Genomic DNA, 22,802 nt, shown 5'->3' with positions numbered 1-22,802 from the left:
ATGTCTTATGCTGCATTTCGCTTTCCGCTAAAAAACACATGAGAAGTCTGCCCTCTTCCCATGTGTTTTTCTATACTATATATAACCCCAATTGTTCCATCTTACTTTTGTTCAACTAGCTTTCGCATCGTACCTGATTCTTTAAAACTAGCATGCCATGAGAATGCTTTTTCCAGCACATGAGGGGTCTGCCCTCCACGCTCAAGTGCTTCCTTGTAGTAATCCCATAGCTGCTCGCGGTACATTGGATGTGCACAGTTTTCGATAATAAGTGGTACACGCTCCCTTGGAGCTAATCCACGTAAATCCGCATAACCTTGCTCCGTAACCACCACATCAACATCATGTTCGGTATGATCGACATGTGACACGAATGGAACAATGCTCGAAATGTCTCCGTCTTTTGCAATTGACTTTGTAACGAAAATCCCAAGCCGTGCATTTCGTGCAAAATCTCCAGAGCCGCCAATTCCATTCATCATTTTCGTACCACTAACGTGCGTTGAGTTCACATTACCGTAAATATCAAACTCTAATGCAGTATTAATTGAAATTAGCCCAAGTCTGCGAATAATCTCTGGCTGGTTGGAAATTTCCTGTGGTCGCAAAATTAATTTATCTCGGTATTTGTAAAACTCACCAAAAACCTGCTTCATCTTTTCCTCTGACAAGGTTAGGGAACATGCCGAAGCAAATGTGACTTTACCAGCATCGATTAAATCAAATACCGCATCCTGCAATACTTCCGAATAGACTACCAGATTTTCAAACTCTGAATCAAGCATACCATGTAATACCGCATTTGCAACCGAGCCAATTCCCGATTGAAGTGGCATAAGTGATTCCGTTAAGCGACCTGCTTGAATCTCGGATCGTAAAAATCCTAGGAGATGCTTTGCCATCATTTTTGTTTCCTCATCAGGCGGAACGATTGTTGATGGGGAATCTTCCTGATGGGTGAATACAATCCCCTTCACTTTATCAAAATCAAGTGGTATCCCAAGCGTTCCAATCCGCCCGTCGACCTTTGTTAATGGAATCGGATCCCGTTCGCCTTGCTTGTTCGGGCTATAAATATCATGCAATCCCACTAACGCTTCTGGTTGTGCTGTATTCAGTTCAATTATGATGTTTTCCGCTGTCTCAGCAAACGAAAGTGAATTCCCAACAGAAGTAGTTGGAATGAGCATTCCATCTTCCGTAATCGAAATTCCTTCCAAGATAGCGTAATCTACACGATCAATAACATCCGCACGCAGCATTTCAGACGTATGTGATAAATGCTGATCTACAAATAGATGTTCCCCTGTATTAATCGCCTTTCGCATCAAAGGTTCTGCTTGGAATGGCAATCTTTTTGCAACAATTCCTGCTTCAGCAAACATTTTATCAATATTCGAACCGAGTGAAGCTCCTGTATACACATTTACTTTGAAAGTTTCACCTTTTTTCGCACGTTCCACCAATGCTGTCGGAACTGCTTTCGCATCACCAGCACGAGTAAACCCACTTAGCCCCAATGTCATTCCATCGTTTATCCATGATGCCGCTTCTTCTGCGGACACTAGCCGCTCGTGAAGCACTCGGGGATGTATGCGCTTTAATTTTCCTCCCATAAAAGCATCCCTCTTTTATTCAGTGATTATATTTATTTTAACGTAATAATCAAACGTTTCGGAAAAACAAGAGGGAGATAGTTATTTTTTGATTAAAGTACTTAAATATGCGGTTAAAACAGCAATAACTGTTAAAATCCTAACAACTTTCGAAAGTAGCTTGCATAGGATTGGCTTACAGGAATCGTTACATCATTGGTCATCGCCAGCAAAAATGTGGAATGCGTGTCAGGGAAAATTTCTTTGATATGATGAACATTCACAATGTATGACCTGTGACAGCGAATAAATGACTCAACGGGGAGCATATATTCAAATTGCTGCAAAGTATTGGAATGTATCCCAGAGTAGTGATCCGAAAAAACATGCGTTTTCCGGTCTTTTGCCTCTAAATAAATCACATCGGAAAACGATATCGGCTTCCATCCATCATCGTTTTTCACCGTAACAACCGATTTCCCTTCCGTCCACGCTGGATAGATTGCCAGTACACACCCCTCTAGTCTTTCTTCAAAATGAAATGGGACAGCCATTCCATGGTAAGGGACACCATAAACATTTCGGTTAATAAACTTAGAGACCTTTTGCTCCGAGATAATTGCTTTATGTGCAAGCGTTCCCTCTTTAATCGGGTCACCTGGTTGAATCTTTAAATCAATCCGTTTACTCGGAAGATAGTAAATATATTCCGTCGTAGTTGTAACTGCAATTGAAATTTCATCGGAGAAAAGCTCTCCGACAACGTCTAGGAGCGAATGTATGTTTAGCTTCTGCATAGTTGTCCTCCTATTTTTCTTTTAAGCTGTAGTGAATGATTTCGGCATCACTGCTGCTACGACAACTGCTTTTACACAAAGTGTTTCACCAGCAAATACCTCTGTATGTATCTTCCATTTCTTCGGGTGTACTTCTTCAATTGTACCAACTGCTTTTAACGGAACATCCTGAGGAGTCGGCTTTAGAAAATCTAGATTTAACGATGCTGTCACAAATCTTGGTGGTTCCACACCATCACCCGGCTCATATCCATTTTTACGATGCATTGCTAAAGAAGCAGACCCAGTCCCGTGACAATCAACAAGTGATGCAAGTAAACCTCCATACACAAATCCAGGAATCGCTGTATGCTCCTTTTTCGGCGTATAGATCGTAACGGTTTGATCGCCTTGCCAACCTGTTCTTAAACGCAGACCCTCTTGGTTCAGCCGCCCACAGCCATAGCACCAAGCATAGTCTTGACCATATTCATCTTGAACTGCATATTGAATCTGTTCCATCCCGATTACCTCCCATTATTCTATTTACTCCCATTTTAGCGTATTTTCAGCATATATACACGAAAAATTATTCATTCGATTCAGATGATGACAGTTCACCTTAACTTTGGTAATCTATTAGGTGGACCGGCAGAAAGCGTTTCATTACTTAGGGGGTTATTCAAGTGAAAAGGTTAGTTATTTTAGGCGGCGGATATGGTGGTATTAAAATCCTCACTGGTTTATTGGATCAGTATTTACCGGAGGATTTGCAGATTACCGTTGTTGATCGGAACCCATTTCGCTCACTAAAAACAGAATTCTATACGATTGCAGCAGGAACAGTTGCAGATCAAGATGTTCGAGTTGAATTTCCAGATGACAAACGCGTTCACTACGTTTTTAATGAAGTCACAAAAATCGATACAGAAAATGAGCAGATTTTATTTGAGGATCCAGAAGATGCAATCTCCTATGATTATTTAGTGATTGGGCTAGGCTGTGAAGATAATTACCATGGTATCCCAGGTGCCGAAGAGTTCACCAAAAGTGTTCAAACGTTTGCTAAAGCACGTGAGACTGGGGTTGCAATTGGGAATTTAGGTGCTTATGGTAAGGTTACAATCGTTGGTGCGGGACTAAGTGGGATTGAAGTTGCTTCCGAAATCCGTGAAAGCAGACCTGATTTGAATATCCGTATCTTAGATCGCGGTTCAACGGTTTTAAAAGCGTTCGATTCCAAAATTCAACAATATGTGGAATCATGGTTTGTTTCAAATGATGTGGATGTCATACATAATTCAAATGTAGAGTATGTTGAGAAAGATGGGGTTTGTAACAATGGCGTATGTTTCTTAAACGACGTGACCATCTGGACCGCTGGTGTAAGACCAAATTATTTGGTACGTGAATTACCTTTTGAAAAAGATATTCAAGAAAAAATCATTCTTAATGACTTTTATCAAGTTCCAGCACAGCAGAATGTATATGTATTAGGTGACTGTGCAGCTTCTAATTTCTCTCCAAGTGCCCAGTTAGCCGGTCAGCAAGGTGAGCAGATCGCAGACATTCTCTTAGCTGTCTTGCGTGACAAAGCACCAAAGAAACCGAAGGAAATTAAGTTGAAAGGCACGCTCGGATCCCTAGGCAAATCCGATGGCTTCGGTAATATGATGCAGTTACCATTTACCGGATTCCTGCCACGCCTTGCGAAATCTGGTGTCCTTTGGTTAAGTAAACGTCATTAATCATGAATTGGAATCGGCATATACAGCTGGTTCCTTTTTTCGTTTTAAAAATTTACATAAACTTCACTGCAGCTTCACAAGTATTTCATTATTCTTTAGTATGATTTACCTATAGATACATAATGAATGATGGAGGTGCACCATGCGATTTCTTGCTAAGGTAAGTATCAGTCTCGTCGTTGTGCTGTTTTATTTCTTTTAAATGTATCTTGCCCCATAATCACCAGCATTTCCTGTCCTCGTATGTCTATAACTTTCCATGCAGGAATAAAACTGCGATTACTTGCCTCCAATAAAGCTTCATTTTTAAAAAGGTCAGTCACATTTCTGCTGTGTCTGACCTTTTGTTGTATTTATTAACCTAAAAACTTCACACATACTACTTCCGGGACATCTACAACGGAATCGAGCTGGGTCAGCTTACCTGTCTTCTGATCACGAGCAAATAATACAAGGTTGCCTGACTTCTGGTTCGATGCAACGATGAATGACTCACTAGGATCAAGTACAAAATCACGTGGCCAATTCCCGCCAGTTGATGTGATTTCAATTAGTGTGAGCTCTTTTGTTTCTTCATCAACCTGAAATACAGCGATACTATTATGACCACGATTTCCAGTATAAACAAATTTTCCGTCTGATGTAATATGAATGGCACTTGCATCATTTGTTTCGTTAAAATCTGATGGAATAGCTTTTATTTTTTGTTTTTCAGTAAAGCTTCCCTGGTCTGCATCGTAATCAAGCACAATAACTTCAGAGCTGAGCTCTGTCATTAAGTATGCTGTCTTGCCATCTGGATGAAATGCAAGGTGACGCGGACCACTGCCTGACTCTACATGAAGTGTCGCTACTTTTACAAGTGCTTGACCTTCTATTTTGTATGTCACAAGTTCATCCGTCCCAAGATCTGCGACAATGACATACCTTCCATCAGGTGTTTGTGCTGTATAGTGGACATGTGGTTTTTCCTGGCGTTCGTGCGGACCATTCCCTTCATGCTGAACAGTACCTTTTAGCGCAAGCGCACTTGGACGATGTGCTTGGAATAAATCGACCGTTCCTTTATGATAGTTCCCAGTCACTAGCACACCATTCTGAATATCAAGGTGACACGGCGGCGCTCCCTCTTCCAGCTTCTCATTAACGTAATGCAATTCACCTGAGTCAGATACGATTTCATAAGCATGTACACCACCAAGCCCATCCTGTTGTGCAACAGAATAAAGCTGACGTTTATCTTCACTAATCGCCAAATAAGTCGGACTGCCGACCTTTGCCGCTACCTCCGCAGCTTCTAATTTGCCTGCCTCAGCATCTAGAACAAAACGATAAATCCCTTCACTGCTTTCACGCGTATATGTGCCAGCGAATCCGATATATTTTTGAGCCATATGTATCCATCCTTTCTAGTATTGGTGGTTCTATTATAGCATTAATGGGCTATGAGTTCTTTCTTGAGAAGCCGCAAAAGATGAGATAGTTCTCCATAAGTAAATGGTAAAATTTCGTTGTTAGCAGACCTTTGCGCTTGTACAATACCCCCATCTTATATGGTGCACAAAATTTCTAATCACCACTAGAATTGGAAGGTGTATTCTGAAAGGTTATGATAGAATATACATAAAGAAAACGGCGGGATGTCATTGTTAATGAATTATCTTTAAACCCTTTTAGACAAATCTTCTATATTGGCAAAGTAAAAACAACCCTAGGGAATTCCACATGACCGCAATAATAACCGTTGCATCAGAGCATATTATAGAAAATCGACTGCTGACAGTACAGCTAAAACGATTGAATCTATATAATTAATTATTTCGCTAATCGGTCAGGATATTTCAACTGGTGGTTTGTACTAAAACAAATGAAAAAGGTGAAAAAATGTTAGATAAAATCAAATCATTTCCTGAAAAGTCGGCATTTGTAATTGGTCTTTCTTTAATATTATTTAGTCCAATCTTGTTATTTTTGCTTTCATTATTAGCCTCAGTTGGAAAATGGATTGTGATTATACAAGCAATTATTTTGGGAATTGCTATCTTACTTATACTAAGTGCAGCCGATAAAAGATATGCACGTAAAGGCAATACAAAGTGAAGGGTGATTTGTTTATCCTTATAAATATAACAAATGCATTTCGTAGTTTAATCTTAACGTACGCAATTTGTATCTGATGAATAATTCATATGAGGAGAAATAAAATGGATATAACTAATTTCATAGAGCTAAAACACCTTTCAAATGAACACGTAAATCTACTGCATTCTTTTGAACTGCCTAAAGAGCAAAGTCAGTTTACTTCATTACCAATAAATTTCGCAAATGTATCAGAAGGTCAGTTTCGTATTGTTATCCTTTATCGTACTGAACCGGTTGGCTTCTTTTTATTACATGCAACTGAGCGAGTGAAGGATTATACAAATAATCAGCAGGCCATGCTGTTAACCTCCTTTTCAATAAACCACTCCCAGCAAGGAAAAGGCTACGCAAAACAAGCGATGAATCTACTCAAGAAATTCGTATCCGATGAATTTCCGAATTGTAATGAAATCGTTTTAGCTGTTAACCATAAAAATATAGCTGCCCAGCAATTATATAAAAAGGTGGGGTTTCAAGATACAGGCAAGAGAAAAGTCGGACCTATTGGTGAACAGTTTATAATGAATTTATTGCTGTAATACATATTATGAAACACATTTGTGTAAAGTCTTGTGAAGGTATTTCCAAATTAAAACAGGGCTCACTATAAGCACTAGGAAGCTGGGCCCAATTCTCGCTCTAGATTCGGCCCGCCTCCTTTTCAATACCAATTTAGGCATTTATTGTCCGCAACATTTCCTCAATAGCAAAAGCGACCCCATGATCATAATTTGCCTTTGTTGTATAGGAACAAAGTGCTTTAATTTCGTCTGATGCATTCCCCATCGCAACACCTCGGCCTGCAGATCGGAGCATACTTTCGTCATTCCAGTTATCTCCCATCGCCATCACATCAACCATGTCAATTCCCATACTTTCTGCTAAATGCTTTAAGGCAATTCCTTTTTGGGCATCTCGATGGTTAAATTCCAAGTTAATATCACCAGAAGATGTGATTGCCATTCCCGCTACTCCGCTAAGCTGTGCGCGTGCAGATGCGAGCTTTTCTTTATCAAGCGAAAAAGCAAGAATCTTATAGATTTCTAAGTTTTCTATAGCAAATAATTCATCGTAATCAGCGATGAATTGGACTGGTTCAGCCTGAAAGCGCAGTTCTGCTTTTTCCCGAATTTCTGTCTCTGATGCATTGGGATTCGCTGATTTCATAATATCGACAAGCACTTCTAAGAAGTATTTCTTGCTTACCGAATAGATTCCATTGGTCGTGAAAAATTCCAAGTACATATCAGCTTCTCGACAAACTTCCAAAACCTGCATTGCAACCGATTTATCCATCGGAACTGTTCGAATTAATTGTTTATCCTCTGTATAAGCGACTGCGCCATTTAAGCTAATAATGGGACACGTAATCCCAGCTTGCTTTAGTGGTGTATTGGCTGCATCATATGATCTTCCAGTTGCTACTACAAATCGAATACCATGGGCAACTGCTTTTTGAATTGCCGCTATATTTTCTTCACTTACAACGCCCTCTTCATCTAATAATGTACCATCTAAATCTGATGCAATAAGTTTCATTATGTATGCTCCTAACGTATTTGTTCAGTTTATATTTATTCTTCCCCCTTATTATACACATCTAATCGATATTTTTCAGACAGAACAAAAGTGCAAGCGCCCGGTAAGCGACGTACGGACTGCGCCCCGAACTTTGGGGTGGTTCGACGAGTCGAACATTCCTACGTAGGAGATTCACTCCAAAGTATAAGATGAACTATGACTTTCGCCGTTATGGGCGAAAAGTCAAGTTCATCTAAAAGGAAACATGCCCCTTTAGGGGTATGCCGATGTTAGGCGTAGCCTGGTTTTAGTCGGCCATCCTTTTACCTAGAGTCGATGTTGACTTTCACCGCCAGGGTATAAGTGCGACTAAGCCTCTGGCACAGCCAATCGGCAAGTCTTCTATATCGTGTCATGAGGTGAGGGAAGTCTCGCTAGTCGTTGGGCGCTGGAGCTGGACGTGGCTCATCCTGTATCTAAGTTATCAACAGCATTCAAATTTTCTAGTTTCCTATACAACTAGAAAAAGCACTTGAACAAATGGTTCAAGTACTTTTTCTAAGATAACTATTCCTGCAGTGCCAGTTCCTCAATAACTGCTAGTGCCTGCTCAATTTGTACCTCTACACGTTTTCTAGCCGTACCGCCTGCAACATCACGTGCATTAACGACCGTTTCTGGCCTTAACACATCGAAAATATCCACATCTATTAACTCTGAGAACGATTTGAACTCATCAAGTGTTAAATCAAGTAAATACTTTCCGTTTTGAATGCAATTTAGCACCACCTGGCCAACAATCGCATGCGACTCTCTGAATGGCATTCCTTTTTCAACAAGATAATCCGCAAGGTCTGTTGCATTGGAAAAATCGTTCGTCACGGCTTGATACATATTTTCCTGCTTCACCTGCATTGTCTCAATCATTGGCGCAAATAGTGCGAGTGCGCCTTTTAATGTTTCAAATGTGTCGAACATGCCCTCTTTATCTTCTTGCATATCTTTGTTATAGGCTAATGGAAGGCCTTTAAGCGTTGTCAGCATGCCCATTAAATGACCGTACACACGCCCTGTTTTTCCACGAACAAGCTCTGCGACATCGGGATTCTTTTTCTGTGGCATCATGCTGCTTCCTGTTGTAAACGAATCATCCAGCTCGATGAAGTTGAACTCGGCACTCGACCACTGCACAAATTCTTCACATAAACGAGAAAGATGCATCGCAATTAACGAAGCGTTTGATAAGAATTCGACGACGAAATCCCGATCACTAACTGCGTCAAGACTGTTTTCACAAATACCATCAAAGCCAAGTCTTTCGGCGACGAATTGCCGGTCAATCGGAAAGGTTGTCCCTGCCAAGGCACCAGCTCCAAGCGGGGATTTGTTTACCCGCTTTAAGCTATCGGTTAGACGTTCCACATCACGCTGAAACATGAAAACATATGCCATCATATGATGTCCGAATAAGACGGGCTGCGCTCGCTGCAAGTGAGTATAGCCTGGCATAACGGTGTCTAAATTGGCTTTTGCCTGGCTAATTAAAGCCCTCTCGACATCAATAAGCAGCTGAATAATGGTTCCAATTGCATCGCGCAAGTACAAGCGCATATCTAATGTAACTTGATCATTTCTGCTTCTGCCAGTATGCAGCTTTCCACCTACTGTACCGACCTCTTCAATTAGGAGCTTTTCCACATTCATATGGATATCCTCATGCTCCTCAGTAAGCTCAGCTTCTCCAGATTCAATTTTTTTCAGAACGATTTGCAACCCTTCTGCAATTTTATCAGCATCTCCTGCTGGGATAATCTTACAAGCCTTGAGCATCTCAACATGCGCAAGGCTTCCTTCAATATCATAGGCTGCTAGTTTTTGATCAAATCGGATGGATGCTGTATATTCATCCATTAATTGATTCGTTGGTTTGGTAAAACGTCCTCCCCATAATTTCACGATTTAACAGCTTCCTTTACTTCAAGTTTCACTTTTTCAATCGACTTCTTTTTCTTCGCTGTGCCATTAACAGAAGCATGCACCTGTGTTGGCAAGCCCCATAGCTTAATAAATCCAAGTGCTGCATCATGGTCGAATGCGTCAGCTTTATTGTAGGTTGCCAGGTCAAAGTCATAGAGCGAATTGGCAGATTCACGTCCGACAACTTGCGCATGCCCTTTATACAGCTTCACTTTAACAGTACCTGATACATGCTCTTGCGTTTTTTCCACAAATGATTGAAGTGCTTCTGTTAGTGGTGAATACCACAAACCATAGTAGACCGTTCGTGCCAGCTTTTGTTCTATCATCGGCTTGAATTCAGCAACCTCTCTTGGTAAGGTTAGTGCTTCCAGCTCTTGATGGGCCGCAATTAATGTCATTGCTGCCGGCGCTTCATAAATTTCTCTTGATTTAATACCAACTAAACGATTCTCCACATGGTCAATTCGTCCAACACCGTGCTTTCCAGCAACTTCATTCAGTTTTAAAATCAGCTGATCGAGTGAAAGTTCTTCTCCGTTCAATGCTATTGGCTTACCTTGCTGAAATGTAAGTTGGATAACCTCTGGCGTATCTGGTGCATCAACTGGGTCGGCTGTTAGATCAAACGCATCCTTTGGCGCCTCTTGCCATGGATCCTCTAAAATTCCACATTCATTACTACGTCCCCATAAGTTTTGATCAATACTATACGGACTATCTAAATTGATTGGAATCGGAATTCCATGTGCCTGAGCATACTCAATCTCTTCTTCTCTGGACATTGCCCATTCACGAACAGGTGCAACAATTTTAAGATTTGGGTTTAAAGCCGTAAAGGCAACATCGAAACGGACTTGATCATTTCCTTTTCCTGTACATCCATGTGCTACCGCTACAGCTCCTTCATCTTCTGCAATGTCAACAAGAATTTTAGCGATTAATGGACGAGATAGTGCAGAAATAAGTGGGTATTTCCCTTCATATAATAGATTTGCCTGTAATGCTGGTAATACATATTCATTCGCATAGAGCTCTTTTGCATCAATTACATACGATTTGATCGCACCAACGTCCAGCGCCTTCTTTTTAACAAACTCTAAATCTTTACCTTCACCAACATCGAGCGCCACCGCAATCACATCATAATTATATTTATCCTGTAACCATTTCACTGCAACGGAAGTATCAAGACCTCCGGAATATGCCAAGACGATTTTTTCCTTTGCCATTTTTGTTTCTCCTCTCGTTTGTGCTATTAATGAATTATTATGCATCATTTTGTATAATAATTCAATAGTTTTTTAATATTTTTTTGGTAAATATAATATTTCCCGGATCCGAAATAAAGTTTAACCGGTTGTAAAAAGGTTGCACTGTTTTACTAAATTTGGATTTGCGTTGTCCAAAGGGATCTTTTATCGTTACAATAAAATTAAGTATTATTCCATTATCAAGCCAATTGAAACAGGAAAGAGGGGGCTATTCGTAAATACTCGAAGTATGTAGTTTAGAATATAGACTGTCACTAATCTTATACAAGGAGAGGATTTTTATGGATCTTAGAATTGATGATTTAACTGGATCTGAAGTGGCTGAATTGCTAAGCGAGCACATTCAGAGCATGAGAATACATTCCCCGCCAGAAAGTAAACATGCACTTGATCTTGAAGGATTGCGAAAACCAGAAATTACTTTCTGGAGTGCTTGGGAAGGAAATGAATTAGTTGGCTGCGGAGCACTTCAAGAACTTAATCGCCATCATGGAGAGATCAAGTCAATGCGAACATCTTCATCCCATCTAAGAAAAGGTGTAGCGAAGCGAATTCTTCAACGAATTATTGACGAAGCCAAGCAACGTGGTTATCGACGGTTAAGTCTGGAAACGGGATCAATGGATGCATTTGAACCAGCTAGGAGAATGTATGCAAACTTCGGGTTTCGATATTGCAAGCCATTTTCGTATTATATTGAGGACCCAAATAGCGTATTTATGACAAAGGAATTATAAGTTTGTTTCAAAGGATGCATTCGTTAAAAAATAAAGCATTAATCATAAATCTTTCACAAAAGCGCAAATTGTGGAAGATCATAGATAGAAAATGATCAAACTTAATTTTAAAGCTACATATTTTCCTCAGCCGGATACAAACGACTAAAGCCATGCACCCCTAACAGGCACATGGCTATTTGATTACTTATCTTTTGAGAAACGATGAAATGAAATTTTTACGATTTCCATGAGCACAGCGGCTGCAAGAGCAAGAGCTGCCGCTACAAGTGCTTCATTCCAGCCAAAGCTTTGTGGAATGTTAAATACATCTCGGGCAAATGGAAGAGTTGTTATGCCATATAGAATAAACCCAAGGAAGACAGCCCCTATGACATATTTATTTTTAAAGAACCCCGCTCCAAATGCTGTTTGTGTATTCGATCTAGCTGCGAATGTCTGCAATGTACGTGATAAAATGAGTGTCGTAAACGCCATTGCGACTCCCATTTCATTTGAATAGCTTAATCCAATATAGAAGGAAATGATAACAGCGATACCAATCAACAGTCCTCTTGTTAGAACAGCTTGCAACGTATCCCGAGTAAAAATTCCCTCGTCTGTCCGACGTGGTTTTCTTTCCATCACGTCAGGTTCTGACTTTTCCATTCCTAATGCAATTGCTGGAAGCGAATCATTTACTAAATTAATATACAGAAGCTGCAACGCCGTAAATGGATTTGGCAGATTGAAAATAACGGCATAGAGAATGGCGATAATTGCCCCTAAATTACCAGCAAACAAGTATCCAATTGCCTTTTTAATATTATCAAACACGGTACGGCCAACACCAACTGCATTAACAATCGAGACAAAGTTATCATCCGTTAAAATCATCGCAGAAGAGTCCTTCGCTACATCCGTACCACTTCCCATTGCAATACCAATATCCGCCTGTTTTAGTGCCGGTGCATCGTTAACACCATCACCTGTCATGGCTGCGACTTTATCCTTCTTCTGCCATGCACGAACAATTCGAATTTTGTTTTCTGGGGAAACACGTGCATAGACTGCGATTTGCTCAAGCTTCCTATCTAACTCTTCATCCGATAAGGCATCCAACTCCTTACCAGTTAAAGCAATATCATCGTCCCCCATAAGTCCAATATCACGACCAATCGCTTGTGCAGTTGTTTTATGATCACCTGTAATCATAACTGTACGAATCCCTGCTTTTTTCGATTCTTCAATCGAACCATAGACAGCCTCTCTCGGCGGATCAATCATCGCAGTAAGGCCTATAAGCACAAGATCCTTCTCATCTTCCTCTGTAATATCTGTTTGTCCATCAGCTAGGCGTTTATAGCCGTATGCCAGCACACGCAATGCCTGATCTGAAAAACTTTCATTGGCCTGCTCAAATAATGCCAGTAATTCATCTGTTACCGGTTCTTCCTTTCCCTTGTATAGTACATGGCTGGCACGGTCAAACATGACATCCGGGCCGCCTTTTGTCAGCATTGTTGTTTCACCATCCATGCGATGTACCGTGGACATCAATTTACGATCCGAATCAAACGGCAATTCTGCTTCGCGCTTAAATTTTTCCCGAACTGCTTCATAGTCATTATTATTTTTATTGGAAAAATTAATAAGGGCGACCTCTGTCGGATCTCCAATCTCCCCGCCATCACTATTAATAAAGGAATCATTACAGAGCACTGCTGTATTCACAAGCATCCGCTCCGACTCATTCCAATTTTCCGGATCCTCCGCGAGCTCGCTTCCCGACTCACCTGGAATAAAATAATCCGTTACGGTCATTTTATTTTGTGTCAATGTTCCAGTTTTGTCAGTACAGATGACACTAGTTGAACCGAGCGTTTCTACAGCAGGAAGTTTTCGGATAATCGCATGCTGTCTAGCCATTTTATTTGTTCCAACAGATAGTACAATCGTAACGATCGACGATAACGCTTCTGGGATGGCTGCTACTGCAATTGCTACGGAGAACATAAGCGCATTTAAAATTGCAGTACTTGTATCAACATCTGCCCCACCAAACCAAATTCTAAGGGCTTGTACAGCGAAAATTAAGATGGAAAGCAACAATATCCCAATACCGAGCTTTTTACTAAACGATTCAAGCTTCCGTTGTAATGGTGTTTGTTTTTCTTCAGCGGTAGAAATCATCTCCGCAATTTTTCCGATTTCCGTCTGCTCTCCTGTCCCAGTCACAACAAAGGTGCCACGACCATAGGCAACAAGCGAGCTGCTGAACACCATATTGACTCGATCTCCAAGCGTCACCTCTTCCGTAATCATATCGGTACTCTTTTCAACTGCTTCCGATTCACCCGTTAGCATCCCTTCATTTACCTTTAGTGAACCACTGGCAATAATTCGACCATCAGCAGGAACATAATCACCAGCTTCAAGTGTCACGATGTCTCCTTGAACAAGTTCCCTTGCTGGTATCGTTTGTGACTGACCATTACGGATTACCTTTGCCTCTGGAGCCGACATATCGCGTAAGGCATCTAGAGAGCTTTCCGCTTTCTTTGTCTGCACGACACTAATAACGGAATTAATAAGTAGAACGAGAAAAATAATCAGTGATTCTGCAATTTCTCCCAATACAACTTGAATTCCAGCGGCTACCAGGAGGACAATAACCATTGGATCTTTAAACGTTTCTAGAAAAAGCTTCCAAGTCGAAACCTTCTCCCTGTCTTTTAATTCATTGTAGCCATCTTGCTCGAGTTTTGCTTTTACAGCATCAGAAGTTAATCCATTTTCCGATGACTGTACAGCTTTTAAAACAGATTCGGTATCTTTACGGTAAAATTCCAACATGAACGAACTCCTTTTTGATGTTCAATTCGCTACGAATAGATTGTCTTCTGAAGCAAGACATTATTCATGAACATGATTTTTGTTAATTTTTTTATCTGATCTTTCTTTGAAACCTACAATTACCTAGTCCTTAGCAGGTGTACAAGCTCAGGGCTATTATACCTCTTCTGTTTCGTCAACCACCGGGATTAGAAACTCTTTTTACGATACAGGTAGATAGGTTATACATTCCCCTGTTTACCCAAAAAAAGCGAGACCTAACCCACGATTGGGCAAAGGTCTCGCTTAGCATGTTCTGCCAATAAAGCCGATGATGAAATCCATCATGTAATGACGACTTTATTTTGGAATCACTTGATTCCACCGCTACTCCCCTTTGACAGATGTCAAAGAAATATTCTATATTCATTTTAGCATACGCCTGCTAAAAATTTCAAATCATATTATAGTTGTTTAATCGCATCCGCAATTTCTGATTCCCCCGAAACTAAATCAAAGCTTTTCCGATACGTAGCTTCTTCCGTTAACGCAGCAATCAATACTTTGGCTACATCCTCTCTTGGGATACCGCCTCTTTCTAAGTTTTCCGCTACTGAAACCTTATCGACTGCAGGTTCATTTAATAAGTTGCCAGGTCTTACGATTGTATAGTTTAGAGAACTAGCCTCCAGCTCTTTGTCTGCATAATGCTTCGCAACCATATAAGGTTTAATTGGACTATCTGCCCAGCTCTCGCGATTATGCGCCTGGATGGCACTGACAAGAACAAACCGACTGACGCCTGCTCTTTCTGCTGCTTCCATCGATTTAACCGCTCCATCTAAGTCAATAAGCAAAGTCTTATCCGGTCCAGTACTTCCTCCTGATCCTGCTGAGAAAATGATAGCCTCAGCACCTGATTCGATTACTGCTTGGGTCAGTGTATCTACACTATCTTCCAGATTAGCCAAAATAGCATCCACACCAGATGCTTCCAGTTCCTTTGCCTGCTCTTCTTTTCGAACCAACGCTGTTAACGTATGCTCTTCACTTTCTTGAAGTAAACGTACGAGATGTTTACCAATCTGACCATTTGCTCCAATTACTAAAACCTTCATTTGTACATCCCCTTTGACGATAGATTTTGGAAACCCACTTCATTATTTCAAAGCAAATCCAATTTATCAAAGATTCTGTTTGTGTTTATATCATCCACTCAACTAAAATCGGCGCAATAATCGATACAATTATGGCACTTAACACCATTGCAACCGTACTGGCAGATCCTCCTAATGGTCCGTCTTCCATCGCCCGAGCTGTACCAATTGCATGGGATGCACTCCCAATTCCTACTCCTCGTCCGATGACATGATCAATTTTAAAAGCCTTAAATATAAATGGGGCTATCAGCACACCACACATTCCAGCAAGCATAACAAAAACTGCCGCAAGAGGCATCGCACCTCCCAGGGAGTCGGCAATCACAATCGAAACAGGTGTAGTCACGGATTTGGACACTAATGAATAAATAATGAATTCTTCAACTCCAAGCCATTTCGCGAGCAAAACACCAGACATAATTCCAACAACAGCACCAACAAAGGTACCCATCAGGATTGGAAAAAATAGCCGTTTAAGAAGATCACGCTGCTGATACAGCGGATAAGCTAATGCAACTACTGCCGGGCCCAGCAGCTGATTAATCCATTCGCCCCCAATCATATACGTATCATAGTCAATATGAAAAATAAGTAATATCAAAACAATAACAATAGATCCTAGAAAAATCGGCAATGTAACTGGAAGCAAAATTCTGCGATGAAGCTTCCACATAAAAAGATATACGATTAATGTTCCTATAATAGCTAACAAGCCTATTACAATATTATTCATGATGCATTTCCTTCTTTCTAACAAACCACTGGCTTACAACACCAGATATTCCCATAACAAGTGCCGTGCTTATAAGTACAATGATGATTAATAAAATTCCTTCACCTGTAAAAAGCTGCAAATAGTTCACGATACCGACTGTTGCAGGGATGAAAAACAATGTTAAATGGCTAACAAATAATCGTGTGCCATCTTCAATCCAACTCACTTTTATACTCTTTGTGTAAAGCAATATAAATAAAAGAATCATTCCAATCACACTGCCAGGGATTATCAAATGAAACGTTAATTGAATCCAGTTTCCGATTAAAAAGATTCCATATAATACAGCTATATGTGTGATAATTTTTCCTAATTTCAACAATCTCAGACACTCCTATATTTAAACAATGCATCCATTATAGCAAATTTATCGAGTAATTAGTGTAGAGTTTAACTGGACGAAGTATTCTGTCAAGGTCGACGGAGGCACAGACCCCATTTGTGAACTTTAGTATTTTTTCTTTAATCTTCATCGTTTACCTTGTAAACCTCAGTATTTTCATACAGCTAATCCATTATCAACGCTCAACCTGGACAACCAACAAGCCAAAAGGCATAACCGCAAACGGTTATGCCTTATTAAAGTCTACGTATTCCGTTTTATCCAAAGTGACAGTCGTCTCACTTGGTTTTGTTTCAGCAATAATGGCTCCATTCCGAATAGAATATCTCACTTTCGCTTGCTTCCGAATTGCTTCATATTCATTTTCAGCATCAAGTACGATAAAGTTAGCTGGTTTTCCGGCTTCAATGCCATACCGATCCTCAATGTGTAATGTTTTCGCACTGTTTGTTGTAATCATGTCGATCGAATTAACAATTTGTTCATATCCCATCAATTGAGCGACGTGAATCCCCATATGCAATACTTGCAGCATATTTCCGGTTCCTAGTGGATACCATGGATCAAAAATATCATCATGACCAAAGCTCACATTCATGCCAGCTTCCTGTAATTCTTTTACTCTTGTCAGCCCTCTGCGTTTCGGATACGTATCAAAGCGACCTTGTAAATGAATGTTTACAAGAGGGTTCGATACAAAGTTAATCCCCGACATTTTTAAAATACGAAATAACTTGGATGCATAAGCATCATTATAAGATCCCATTGCCGTTGTATGGCTTGCCGTTACACGCGATCCAAGTCCTCGTTCATATGCTTCGGTTGCAACAACCTCTACAAAGCGTGACTGTTCATCATCAATTTCGTCGCAATGAATATCGACAAGCAGGTTATATTTTTCCGCAAGGTCAAAGGCAGTTTTAATGGAAGATACACCATATTCCCGAGTAAATTCATAATGCGGGATACCACCGACAACATCTGCTCCCATCTTTAATGCTTCCTCAAGCAATTCAACTCCCTTTGGAAACGACTGAATTCCTTCCTGTGGAAAAGCAACAAGCTGCAAATCTACATATGGCGCGACTTCTTCCTTCACTTCTAGCATTGCTTGTAAAGCTGTCAGGTCTGGATCAGTAACATCAACATGTGTGCGTACATGCTGAATCCCTTGTGCAATTTGCCATTTTAATGCCGTTTTTGATCTCACTTTTACATCCTCAATTGTTAATGTTTCCTTCCGCTCGGACCAGCGCTGTATCCCCTCAAATAACGTCCCACTTTGATTCCATGCTGGCTCACCAGCAGTGAGCGTTGTATCCAAGTGAATATGCGGTTCAATAAATGGAGGGAGCACAAGCGCCCCATTTACATCCAAAGCGTTTGGGTCATCTCCACCTTCTATACCAGGAGAAACTTGATTAATTTTCCCATCCACGACTTCAATATCCCATAAACCTTCTTTTCCTCTTAGCTTTGCATTTTTAATGTTCACGAATTAATTCTCCTTTTCTTCCTTGTTCTAACCCAGATTTTGCAGCTGCTTTTTCAGCAATAACCATTCCGATTAAATAGAGCACACCCGTTCCAATAATGCCGTTAACCGGCGGAATACCGGGAAGCAAATTAGCAATCGCAACCCCGCCAATCCACGATACGATTGCGATCCAATTGACTGCTTTGAATTTCATTGTTTCAAATGCCTGATACTTTCCTTTTCTTAGGATGAAAAAATCAAACAAAATGATTGCACCAATCGATGGCAAGGTTGAACCTAATATCGTTAAAAAGCCAACAAAGTTATTAAACAACCACATTGCAGCTGCTGTACCAAGCACACCATTAACAATAACAAGCTTCCCTTTAGCAATCTTTGTGATATTCGAAAATCCCAATCCAGATGCATATAACGCATTATCATTCGTTGTCCAGATGTTCAGCCCAAGCACGATAATAGCCGGAAGCATCAGCCCTTGCATAAACATTACTTCCGAAATATCAGCTAAACCAAACGCAAACATCCCAATTGCTCCAAACAAAAACATAAACGAGTTACCGATAAAGAATGCAACAACGGTAGTCGATACCGCTGTACGCTTTGTTTTGGAGAAACGGGCGAAATCTGGTGTAAGTGTTCCTGCACTAACGAAGGAACCGATACATATCGTCAATGCAGTCGCTAATCCCATCGTTTCTGCCGGTTGATAGCCCATTAGCGCCTCAATTCCTCCGGCTGCATTTGTCGCGTTGAGTGCAGAATAACCACCAAGAAGCGCAATTGCAGGGACAGCGATAAAGCTCAAAACTGTCAATGCCTTTATACCAAAGAAAGCTGTAGCTGTCATTAAAATACCAGAAATCGCGATAAGTACATACATATTAATCCCAGTTGCCGCATGAACTGGTACAGCAAACATCGCCACACCAACACCAAACCAGCCTACTTGCGTAATTCCCAATAAAAACGATGATAAATAAGAGCCTTTCTCACCAAAAGCATATCTCGCAAGCAAATGTGTAGATAATCCAGTTTTCGCCGCAATAAAAGCAAGTGCCCCAGTATAGATACCAAGTAATAAATTACCAGCTAAAACAATCCAAATAAATTGCGTAAATGTCAGCCCCATCCCTAGTTGTCCACCCGAAAGCATACTTGCCGAGAAAAATGTTAATCCCATCATGAGCATGAACATTTTCCAGAAACCATTCCGATTTGCCTGCGGTACAGGCTGTAATGAAAACTCTTTATCTACTTTTTGCATGTTAATTCCTCCTCGAATGTTTGTCTGGTACCGAGGTAGGTCGTCTTAGAACACGAAGACATTTTTGGGAAAAAAGAAAGGCTTCTTGCCATTTCTGACAAGAAGCCTTTTTTATAAGCCTATAGCAAGAGGGTATACACGTACACCTCTTCCTCTATGCTTATTTTCCGCTATCCTTGTCAGCCTCTCTGGACTGAATTAAAGGTACCAGTATTTAGTTGGATTTATTATTACAGAAAAGCGGGGTTTTGTCAACAATCCTTTCGGGGTCTTTCATCCCCAGTTGGCCGACACTCCCTTTTCAATTTATCAAAAACTAGAGTAACTCCCTTAACTCCTCCGTCATTTGGTCAACTAATTCAGGTCTTCCATGAAACGCGGCAGGAGTATTTTGAAACAGTTCAATTCGCCAGTTACTATTCGTTTTCACTGCAACAAGCGTCTGATGGGCATTTACATCAGGTTCAATATCTGTTTTCCCCGGTGGGATCATCCCTGCAATCGCGTGTAGTATTGCTGCATCTTTTCCTAAAGGTCGGATGGATTTAATTTTTGTTACAAAAGGGGCAGTAGGATGATCTTCAAATATTGGTTTAACATGGGATAAGATTTCAGCTTTTCCAACTACCTTACTACCGTCAAACCCGATTTGTGCTCCCTGATCTGAAAATTGTTCAGCCATTCCCTCAGCATCCCGTCTATTCCACGCATCAATTAATTTTTGATAAATTTCTTGTATTTCATCATGAAATGAATCGTTCATATCCATATCTCCTTACTGTGCGCTTTTTTCATTAAACAGTTAACCAATAACCTTAACCCTTTATAAAAAGGAACGCAAAGCTCTAAATGCTTATAATTTGTCAGAACTAAAAATTAGCACCAGAAATAATAAAAGGAATTGCTAATTTAATAAATTCCTCTGGAGTCATACCTTTATCATCTCTTCTCCATTCTACAGAAGCTCCGTATATTCCCCAGCTTAATATAACAGCGGTAATTCTTAAAGCATCGTCCGCTTCTTTGTTGCGTTGATTTAACAGCATTTTGTAAAAAACAACTTCAAGCTGCTCCCTGATAATTCGAGCAATGGTGTCCTCGTAACCTCTATGACAACGATTGGATAATGACTTCTGGAAATTCGTAATCGCTAAGAAAATCTTAACAAGCGACTCTTCATTTAGCTCGTTATCTTGAAAGTAATCACAATCCAAATTCACTAACAATACTTCTGATAACACCTTTTCCAGTAAATCGTATATATCTTCAAAATGATAATAGAATGTGGCGCGATTTATCATCGCTTCAGCTGTAATATCCTTCACAGTGATGTCTTTAAATTCCTTCTTACCTGAAAGTTCCATAAAAGCATCCATTATTAATTTACGGGTACGTAAAATTCGGGGATCCGTTTTTGTATTCGTCATATTGATCTCCCTTCCACTTTTTAAACAAATTGTTCAATGTGTCGGATATCCAACACATACACCAAACTATTGGTGTTGCTAATTTTTATTATGGCTTAAAATTCAATTATAAAGCAACTATAATGCGTCGTTAAAAGGCGTTTCATAAAGATTTCTAGGAGGAGTTAACATGCTTAAAATTGGAATTATTACTGGAAGTACAAGAGATTCACGAGTAAATTTGCAGGTTGCAGAATGGGTGAAATCCATCGCAGACATGCGAACAGATGCAACATTTGAGATGGTTGATATTAAAGATTACAACCTGCCACAATTTAATGAGCCGATTCCGGCTATTATGTCACAGGATTACCAAGCACCAGAAGCGAAAGCATGGTCTGAGAAAATTAATGAGCTTGACGGATTTGTTTTTGTCACTCCTGAATACAACAAAGCGATTACTTCTGGATTAAAGGATGCTATCGATTATTTATATGTGGAGTGGAACAATAAAGCCGCTGGAATCGTAAGCTATGGTTCAACACTTGGAGTTACAGCAGCAAACAATCTAAGACTAATTTTAACAGTACCAAAAGTGGCAACGGTAGGAACACAGCCAGCATTAAGTCTTTTCACGGATTTTGAAGAAATGAGAACCTTTAAACCAGCACCGTTTCATGAAGAAACCGTTCAAACTATGTTGAATGAGGTCGTGGCTTGGTCTACTGGATTGAAAACAATTAGAAACTAATTTTAAAAATGATGAAGAGTGCGGGAAAAGAGCATAGCTTCTTTTTCCTCGCTTATCCTACATGAATAGAAATGAGGGAAATAAATTGAATAACAATAAAAATATGATTTGTGACTTGGAAACAGGTGTATGTGGAGTAGCTGAAGATGAGGAAATGGAAGTTATTGATTTTAATAAGCCGAAAAAGTCAATTAACCTTTATTATGTAACAGATCCCATTTGCTCGCACTGCTGGGCAATTGAACCGGTTCTCCGTCGTTTTATCGAGCAATATGGTGATTATTTTAACGTTCATACGGTTATGGGTGGCTTACTGGAAAAATGGCATGATGGGCCAATCGATCCTGCAAACGGAATTTTTAAACCAGCCGATGTTGCAGGTCACTGGAGAGAAGTTGGTGAACATTCCAGAATGCCAATTGATGGGAGTCTAATGATTGATAATCCAGTTCAGTCCTCTTTCCCACCTTCACGAGTATTTAAGGTGATTCAAAAAAATCATAATGCGGAACTCGCATTTGAATATTTACGCCGTGCCCGAGAAGCACTTTTCGCATTCAACCAAAATATTTCAGATAAATCCGTTATGATTGAAACCGTAAATAAACTTGGTCTTGATGGGGAATACATTGTAAAGGAAGCTGAACAACCAATCGGACAACAATTATTGGATGAAGACTTCGATCTGACGAGAAGTTTAGGCGCTCGAGGGTTCCCTACAATTATCATGATCAATGAAGAAAACAAAGGTGTGAAAATTGTTGGAGGACGTCCATTTGAATACTATATTGATGGCTTAAAACAGATTCTAAATACAGAAGAACTGCAACCAAAACAACAACCATCGCTTTCTAGCTTGCTTGAAAAAGAAAAGCTTTTATTCTCCAAAGAAATTGAAGTCATGTACGATGTGGAGCAATCTGACCTTAACGCTTTTATTGAAAAAGAGCTTACGCCTGATCAATATCAAAAGCAGGAAATTCTAGGAGAGTACTACTTTACAACAACAAAGTAAACAAAG

At 40.2% G+C, this 22,802-nt stretch carries 21 protein-coding genes and 1 riboswitch; of the genes, 6 read left to right on the top strand and 15 right to left on the bottom strand.

Features of this window, described 5'->3' with window-relative positions; genetic code table 11:
- Positions 1-101: 101 nt before the first annotated feature.
- From D1B32_RS01355 to D1B32_RS01345, 3 genes are all read right to left on the bottom strand, one after another.
- A complete protein-coding gene (locus D1B32_RS01355) occupies positions 102-1,616 on the bottom strand; it encodes a succinyl-CoA:acetate CoA-transferase ScpC (RefSeq protein WP_118888438.1) in 1,515 nt (504 codons plus the stop codon).
- A gap of 131 nt (positions 1,617-1,747) precedes the next feature.
- Positions 1,748-2,392: a LytTR family DNA-binding domain-containing protein gene (locus D1B32_RS01350; protein WP_118888437.1), complete on the bottom strand. Its 645-nt coding sequence runs from the start codon at positions 2,390-2,392 to the stop codon at positions 1,748-1,750.
- A gap of 21 nt (positions 2,393-2,413) precedes the next feature.
- Complete coding sequence (locus D1B32_RS01345) at positions 2,414-2,893, bottom strand: PaaI family thioesterase (RefSeq protein ID WP_118888436.1); 480 nt, start codon at positions 2,891-2,893, stop codon at positions 2,414-2,416.
- Positions 2,894-3,057: 164 nt separating this feature from the next.
- Between D1B32_RS01345 and D1B32_RS01340 the strand changes: the two genes are divergently transcribed.
- Positions 3,058-4,119, top strand: a complete 1,062-nt coding sequence (locus D1B32_RS01340; protein ID WP_118888435.1) for an NAD(P)/FAD-dependent oxidoreductase — start codon at positions 3,058-3,060, stop codon at positions 4,117-4,119.
- Between the two features lie 356 nt (positions 4,120-4,475).
- Here D1B32_RS01340 and D1B32_RS01335 read toward each other — a convergent pair whose 3' ends face one another.
- A complete protein-coding gene (locus D1B32_RS01335; protein WP_118888434.1) occupies positions 4,476-5,513 on the bottom strand; it encodes a lactonase family protein in 1,038 nt (345 codons plus the stop codon).
- A 454-nt stretch (positions 5,514-5,967) separates the two neighbouring features.
- Here D1B32_RS01335 and D1B32_RS01330 point away from each other — a divergent pair, with 454 nt between their 5' ends.
- Together D1B32_RS01330 and D1B32_RS01325 are read left to right on the top strand one after the other, a co-directional pair.
- Positions 5,968-6,219, top strand: a complete 252-nt coding sequence (locus tag D1B32_RS01330; protein WP_118888433.1) for a hypothetical protein — start codon at positions 5,968-5,970, stop codon at positions 6,217-6,219.
- 104 nt (positions 6,220-6,323) lie between these two features.
- Positions 6,324-6,800: a GNAT family N-acetyltransferase gene (locus tag D1B32_RS01325; protein WP_118888432.1), complete on the top strand. Its 477-nt coding sequence runs from the start codon at positions 6,324-6,326 to the stop codon at positions 6,798-6,800.
- Between the two features lie 133 nt (positions 6,801-6,933).
- Here the strand turns inward: D1B32_RS01325 and D1B32_RS01320 are convergent, their stop codons facing one another.
- The 3 genes from D1B32_RS01320 to D1B32_RS01310 all read right to left on the bottom strand — a co-directional run bounded on the left by D1B32_RS01320 (position 6,934) and on the right by D1B32_RS01310 (position 10,991).
- Positions 6,934-7,800: a Cof-type HAD-IIB family hydrolase gene (locus D1B32_RS01320; RefSeq protein ID WP_118888431.1), complete on the bottom strand. Its 867-nt coding sequence runs from the start codon at positions 7,798-7,800 to the stop codon at positions 6,934-6,936.
- 549 nt (positions 7,801-8,349) lie between these two features.
- Complete coding sequence (gene argH / locus D1B32_RS01315; RefSeq protein WP_118888430.1) at positions 8,350-9,738, bottom strand: argininosuccinate lyase; 1,389 nt, start codon at positions 9,736-9,738, stop codon at positions 8,350-8,352.
- Entirely contained in the window at positions 9,735-10,991 is a 1,257-nt protein-coding gene (locus tag D1B32_RS01310) for an argininosuccinate synthase (protein ID WP_118888429.1), read from the bottom strand. The genes argH and D1B32_RS01310 overlap by 4 nt, the downstream gene beginning before the upstream one ends.
- Positions 10,992-11,314: 323 nt before the next feature.
- Between D1B32_RS01310 and D1B32_RS01305 the strand changes: the two genes are divergently transcribed.
- Entirely contained in the window at positions 11,315-11,770 is a 456-nt protein-coding gene (locus tag D1B32_RS01305) for a GNAT family N-acetyltransferase (protein WP_118888428.1), read from the top strand.
- Between the two features lie 183 nt (positions 11,771-11,953).
- Here D1B32_RS01305 and D1B32_RS01300 read toward each other — a convergent pair whose 3' ends face one another.
- The 8 genes from D1B32_RS01300 to D1B32_RS01265 form a co-directional block, all read right to left on the bottom strand.
- On the bottom strand, positions 11,954-14,602 hold the full coding sequence (locus tag D1B32_RS01300; protein WP_379602106.1) for a cation-translocating P-type ATPase: 2,649 nt from the start codon (positions 14,600-14,602) through the stop codon (positions 11,954-11,956).
- 251 nt (positions 14,603-14,853) lie between these two features.
- Positions 14,854-14,992, bottom strand: a riboswitch (yybP-ykoY riboswitch).
- A gap of 56 nt (positions 14,993-15,048) precedes the next feature.
- Complete coding sequence (locus D1B32_RS01295) at positions 15,049-15,702, bottom strand: SDR family oxidoreductase (protein ID WP_118888426.1); 654 nt, start codon at positions 15,700-15,702, stop codon at positions 15,049-15,051.
- Between the two features lie 85 nt (positions 15,703-15,787).
- Positions 15,788-16,477 carry an LrgB family protein gene (locus tag D1B32_RS01290; RefSeq protein WP_118888425.1) on the bottom strand — a complete coding sequence of 230 codons (690 nt, stop codon included), beginning with the start codon at positions 16,475-16,477 and terminating at the stop codon, positions 15,788-15,790.
- Positions 16,470-16,841, bottom strand: a complete 372-nt coding sequence (locus tag D1B32_RS01285) for a CidA/LrgA family protein (RefSeq protein ID WP_316246649.1) — start codon at positions 16,839-16,841, stop codon at positions 16,470-16,472. The genes D1B32_RS01290 and D1B32_RS01285 overlap by 8 nt, the downstream gene beginning before the upstream one ends.
- 247 nt (positions 16,842-17,088) lie before the next feature.
- Positions 17,089-18,357, bottom strand: a complete 1,269-nt coding sequence (locus tag D1B32_RS01280) for a cytosine deaminase (protein WP_118888423.1) — start codon at positions 18,355-18,357, stop codon at positions 17,089-17,091.
- Complete coding sequence (gene codB / locus D1B32_RS01275; protein WP_118888422.1) at positions 18,347-19,624, bottom strand: cytosine permease; 1,278 nt, start codon at positions 19,622-19,624, stop codon at positions 18,347-18,349. Before codB ends, D1B32_RS01280 begins: the two co-directional genes overlap by 11 nt.
- A 316-nt stretch (positions 19,625-19,940) precedes the next feature.
- Positions 19,941-20,387 carry an SgcJ/EcaC family oxidoreductase gene (locus tag D1B32_RS01270; protein WP_118888421.1) on the bottom strand — a complete coding sequence of 149 codons (447 nt, stop codon included), beginning with the start codon at positions 20,385-20,387 and terminating at the stop codon, positions 19,941-19,943.
- Between the two features lie 106 nt (positions 20,388-20,493).
- Positions 20,494-21,051, bottom strand: coding sequence for a TetR/AcrR family transcriptional regulator (locus D1B32_RS01265; protein WP_095314055.1), 558 nt, complete (start codon positions 21,049-21,051; stop codon positions 20,494-20,496).
- Positions 21,052-21,220: 169 nt separating this feature from the next.
- Between D1B32_RS01265 and D1B32_RS01260 the strand changes: the two genes are divergently transcribed.
- Both D1B32_RS01260 and D1B32_RS01255 read left to right on the top strand, forming a co-directional pair.
- On the top strand, positions 21,221-21,781 hold the full coding sequence (locus D1B32_RS01260) for an NADPH-dependent FMN reductase (RefSeq protein WP_095314054.1): 561 nt from the start codon (positions 21,221-21,223) through the stop codon (positions 21,779-21,781).
- Positions 21,782-21,884: 103 nt separating this feature from the next.
- Positions 21,885-22,796: a DsbA family protein gene (locus tag D1B32_RS01255; RefSeq protein WP_187393122.1), complete on the top strand. Its 912-nt coding sequence runs from the start codon at positions 21,885-21,887 to the stop codon at positions 22,794-22,796.
- The last annotated feature ends 6 nt before the right edge of the window (positions 22,797-22,802 follow it).

The organism is Oceanobacillus profundus (assembly GCF_003515705.1).
GTDB lineage: Bacteria > Bacillota > Bacilli > Bacillales > Amphibacillaceae > Oceanobacillus > Oceanobacillus profundus.
The sequence above is the reverse complement of the archived record's forward strand: the minus strand, read 5'-3'. Positions and strand labels throughout refer to the sequence as shown.

Bases quoted from the DNA above. Each gene is read 5' to 3' on its own strand.
- D1B32_RS01355 (WP_118888438.1), bottom strand. From the start codon at position 1,616: ATGGGAGGAAAATTAAAGCGCATACATCCCCGAGTGCTTCACGAGCGG.
- D1B32_RS01350 (WP_118888437.1), bottom strand. From the start codon at position 2,392: ATGCAGAAGCTAAACATACATTCGCTCCTAGACGTTGTCGGAGAGCTT.
- D1B32_RS01345 (WP_118888436.1), bottom strand. From the start codon at position 2,893: ATGGAACAGATTCAATATGCAGTTCAAGATGAATATGGTCAAGACTAT.
- D1B32_RS01335 (WP_118888434.1), bottom strand. From the start codon at position 5,513: ATGGCTCAAAAATATATCGGATTCGCTGGCACATATACGCGTGAAAGC.
- D1B32_RS01325 (WP_118888432.1), top strand. From the start codon at position 6,324: ATGGATATAACTAATTTCATAGAGCTAAAACACCTTTCAAATGAACAC.
- D1B32_RS01320 (WP_118888431.1), bottom strand. From the start codon at position 7,800: ATGAAACTTATTGCATCAGATTTAGATGGTACATTATTAGATGAAGAG.
- D1B32_RS01310 (WP_118888429.1), bottom strand. From the start codon at position 10,991: ATGGCAAAGGAAAAAATCGTCTTGGCATATTCCGGAGGTCTTGATACT.
- D1B32_RS01305 (WP_118888428.1), top strand. From the start codon at position 11,315: ATGGATCTTAGAATTGATGATTTAACTGGATCTGAAGTGGCTGAATTG.
- D1B32_RS01295 (WP_118888426.1), bottom strand. From the start codon at position 15,702: ATGAAGGTTTTAGTAATTGGAGCAAATGGTCAGATTGGTAAACATCTC.
- D1B32_RS01290 (WP_118888425.1), bottom strand. From the start codon at position 16,477: ATGAATAATATTGTAATAGGCTTGTTAGCTATTATAGGAACATTAATC.
- codB (WP_118888422.1), bottom strand. From the start codon at position 19,624: ATGCAAAAAGTAGATAAAGAGTTTTCATTACAGCCTGTACCGCAGGCA.
- D1B32_RS01270 (WP_118888421.1), bottom strand. From the start codon at position 20,387: ATGAACGATTCATTTCATGATGAAATACAAGAAATTTATCAAAAATTA.
- D1B32_RS01265 (WP_095314055.1), bottom strand. From the start codon at position 21,051: ATGACGAATACAAAAACGGATCCCCGAATTTTACGTACCCGTAAATTA.
- D1B32_RS01260 (WP_095314054.1), top strand. From the start codon at position 21,221: ATGCTTAAAATTGGAATTATTACTGGAAGTACAAGAGATTCACGAGTA.
- D1B32_RS01255 (WP_187393122.1), top strand. From the start codon at position 21,885: ATGATTTGTGACTTGGAAACAGGTGTATGTGGAGTAGCTGAAGATGAG.